Annotated in this window: 2 protein-coding genes and 1 pseudogene; 2 read left to right on the top strand and 1 reads right to left on the bottom strand. The window is 61.0% G+C overall.

All coding sequences use genetic code 11. From position 1 onward, the window contains the following. Positions 1-194: 194 nt before the first annotated feature. Both HX786_RS27230 and HX786_RS27225 read left to right on the top strand, forming a co-directional pair. A pseudogene (locus tag HX786_RS27230) lies at positions 195-1,168 on the top strand (cysteine desulfurase family protein). 36 nt (positions 1,169-1,204) lie between these two features. Beyond that, positions 1,205-3,013, top strand: a complete 1,809-nt coding sequence (locus tag HX786_RS27225) for an aminopeptidase P family protein (RefSeq protein ID WP_177039997.1) — start codon at positions 1,205-1,207, stop codon at positions 3,011-3,013. On the opposite strand, the gene HX786_RS27220 is transcribed toward HX786_RS27225, so the two are convergent. Beyond that, positions 3,010-3,600, bottom strand: coding sequence for a 2-hydroxychromene-2-carboxylate isomerase (locus HX786_RS27220; protein WP_177039998.1), 591 nt, complete (start codon positions 3,598-3,600; stop codon positions 3,010-3,012). The genes HX786_RS27225 and HX786_RS27220 overlap by 4 nt on opposite strands. Positions 3,601-3,668 lie beyond the last annotated feature (68 nt).

Here is a 3,668-nt window from a genome sequence, read left to right as displayed (position 1 = left end):
CACAGGAACCTCGGGCTTTTTGTTTGCCATCCGTTTCCCGGAGCCTGTTAAGCTGAATTTCAGGAGCGTTCCTACGCACTTTTAAATAAAGTGGTCTTTCTTTAACGGCACGGGATCAGGTAAACCATCTTCCTTCCTGATTGCGGCCCCTGAGACGTTGTTCTCGGGAACCTGCTCTGCGAGTCTTTAACGTCATGAATAAACGTCCGCTGTATTTCGACTACGCCGCCACCACGCCGGTGGATGAGCGGGTCATCCAGGTGATGGTTGAGTGTCTGGGCTTCAATGCCAACTTCGGCAACCCTGCGTCCAGTTCCCACGCGTTCGGCCAACAGGCCCGGCAAACGGTTGAGCAGGCACGGGGCCAGGTGGCTGAGTTGGTCGGCGCCGAGCCGGCACAGATTGTCTGGACCTCCGGTGCCACCGAGTCCAACAACCTCGCCATCAAGGGCGTTGCCCAGGCGCGCGGCGTGGCCGGCGGGCACATCATCACCAGCCAGATTGAACACAAGGCCACGCTCGACACCGCTCGCCAGTTGCAGGAAGCCGGGGTTGCCGTGACGTACCTGGTGCCGGACGCCGAGGGTTTGATCAGTGTCGAGGCGGTGAGCGAAGCATTGCGTGAGGACACCTTCCTGGTGTCGCTGATGCTGGTGAACAACGAGCTGGGCACTCTTAACGATATCCGGGCGATTGGCGCACGCGTGCGCGAGCATGGCGCGCTGTTTCACGTAGATGCGGCGCAGGGCGCAGGCAAGGTCGAGATTGACCTGGCCGAATGGCCAGTGGACCTCATGTCATTTTCCGCACACAAACTCTATGGTCCCAAGGGTATCGGCGCGTTGTACGTCGGCCCACGTGCGCAGCAGAAAGTGCTGGCGCAGATTCACGGCGGTGGCCATGAAGGTGGTTTNNCCTGACGTTCAGCGAAGGCGAGTTCAATTCCGCCGCGTTGAGCGCGGGCATTGCCTTCTCGGCCACTTCGGCTTGCAATTCGGCGAGCAATGCACCGTCCCATGTGCTTCTGGCGCTGGGCCATGATGCCCGCAGCGCAGGTCGCACCATTCGCTTGAGCCTCGGGCGGTTTACCACCGAGCAGGATATCGATCAGGCGGTACAGCTGATCAAGGCGGCACTGGCCAGCGCACCGGCGTTCTGGGCCGTTTGACCCCATAACAATTATTAGTGGTTAGCAGGAGACACGATGAGCACACAGCCTTTGACCCATGGAGCGGTTCCCCAGCGCCTGGCGCACACCCGCGAACTGATGAGCCGCGAGGGCATTCATGCCCTGTTGGTGCCGTCGGCGGACCCGCACTTGTCCGAATACCTGCCGGGTTACTGGCAGGGCCGTCAGTGGTTGTCGGGTTTCCATGGGTCGGTGGGCACGCTGATTGTTACTGCGGATTTTGCCGGTGTATGGGCAGACAGCCGCTATTGGGAACAGGCGACCAAGGAGCTCAAGGGCAGTGGCATCGAGTTGGTCAAGCTGCAACCCGGCCAGCCCGGGCCGCTGGAATGGCTCGCGGAGCAAACGCCGGAAGGCGGCGTGGTGGCCGTTGATGGTGCGGTCATGGCCGTGGCCTCGGCGCGCACCCTGGGCAGCAAGCTGGAGGCACGTGGTGCACGCTTGCGCACGGATATCGACTTGTTGAATGAAGTCTGGCAAGACCGTCCAACCTTGCCGAACCAACCGATCTATCAACATCTGCCACCCCAGGCCACCGTCAGTCGTGGCGAGAAGCTCGCAGCCCTGCGTGCCAGCTTGACGGAAAAGGGGGCCGACTGGCATTTCATCGCGACCCTGGATGACATTGCCTGGCTCTTTAACCTGCGGGGTGGCGACGTTTCGTTCAACCCGGTGTTTGTCTCGTTTGCCTTGATCGGCCAGCAGCAGGCGACGCTGTTTGTGGCCCTGAGCAAAGTCGACGCCGAGCTTCGCGCGGTGCTGGAACAGGATGGCGTGACCCTGCGCGATTACAGCGAAGTCGCAGCGGCGTTGAAGGACATTCCTTCGGGCGCGAGTGTGCAGGTCGACCCGGCCCGGGTGACCGCCGGCTTGCTGGAAAACCTGGGCAGTGGCGTCACGCTGATCGAGGGGCTTAACCCGACCACCTTGGCCAAATCGCGCAAGAGCCTGGCGGACGCCGAGCACATTCGCCAGGCCATGGAGCAGGATGGCGCGGCCCTGTGTGAATTCTTCGCCTGGCTCGACAGCGCGTTGGGCCGTGAGCGCATCACCGAACTGACCATTGATGAGCACCTGACGGCAGCGCGTACCCGTCGTCCGGGTTATGTGTCGCTGAGCTTCAATACGATTGCCGCATTCAACGCCAATGGCGCGATGCCGCACTATCACGCGACTGAAGAAGAGCACGCGCTGATCGAAGGCGATGGCTTGCTGCTGATCGACTCCGGTGGCCAGTACCTGGGTGGCACGACCGATATCACGCGGATGGTGCCTATCGGGACGCCAAGCGAAGAGCAGAAACGCGATTGCACGCGGGTGCTCAAAGGTGTGATTGCCTTGTCCCGCGCGCATTTCCCCAAGGGCATTCTTTCGCCGCTGCTGGATTCCATCGCCCGTGCGCCGATCTGGGCCGAGGGTGTGGACTACGGCCACGGTACCGGTCATGGCGTCGGCTATTTCCTCAATGTGCATGAAGGCCCGCAGGTGATCGCCTATCAAGCCGTCGCCGCACCGCAAACCGCGATGCAGGCCGGCATGATTACGTCCATCGAGCCCGGCACTTACCGTCCGGGGCGTTGGGGTGTGCGCATCGAGAACCTGGTGTTGAACCGTGAAGCGGGCAAGACCGAGTTTGGCGAGTTCCTCAAGTTCGAGACACTGACACTGTGTCCGATCGACACCCGTTGCCTGGAGCCGTTATTGCTGACGGTGGAGGAGCGCCAGTGGTTCAACGATTACCACGCACACGTCCGTGAGCGCCTGAGCCCGCTGCTCAGCGGTGCAGCGCTGGAGTGGTTGCAGGTACGCACGGCTGCGATCTAGCCCAGCGCTTCGCGCACAAAGTCCAGGCGATCCTGGCCAAAGAACAACTGGTCGCCGACGAACATACTGGGGGCACCGAATACGCCACGCTGAATCGCGTGTTCGGTGTTGTCCTTGAGGGTTGTCTTGACTTCGTCATCGTTGGTCAGCGCCAGGATTGCTTCAGGATCAAAGCCGTGTTCGGTCAGCACTGCGGCTACCACAGACAGGTCTCCCAAGTGTCGGCCCTCGACCCAGAGTGCGTGGAACAGGCAGTCGATGAAGTCGAGAAAGCGTTCGGGCTGGCGCATTTGGACGCCGGTGACCGCACGCATCAGCATTAATGTGTTGATGGGAAAGTGCGGATTGAACTTGAGCGGAACGTGGTAGCGCTGGGCGTAGCGTGCCAGGTCCTGGAACATGTAGCGACCTTTGGCGGGAACGGTGGCCGGTGACGCATTGCCGGTGGCCTTGAACACCCCGCCCAGCAGCATTGGCTTGTAAATCAGCTGGGTGCCGGTTGCAGCGCACAGGCCTGGAAGTTGGGTATAGGCCAGATAGGTGGCAGGGCTGCCGAGGTCGAAGAAAAATTCTACTGTTTTACTCATGCTGGATACTCGCAGTTTATTGTTATGGGGCGTGCTTACCAGGGTTCATTCCAGGGGCGCAGGTCCAG

The organism is Pseudomonas sp. 21615526 (genome assembly GCF_013386245.1).
Taxonomy (GTDB): domain Bacteria; phylum Pseudomonadota; class Gammaproteobacteria; order Pseudomonadales; family Pseudomonadaceae; genus Aquipseudomonas.
This window is presented reverse-complemented; position numbering and strand designations above follow the sequence as displayed.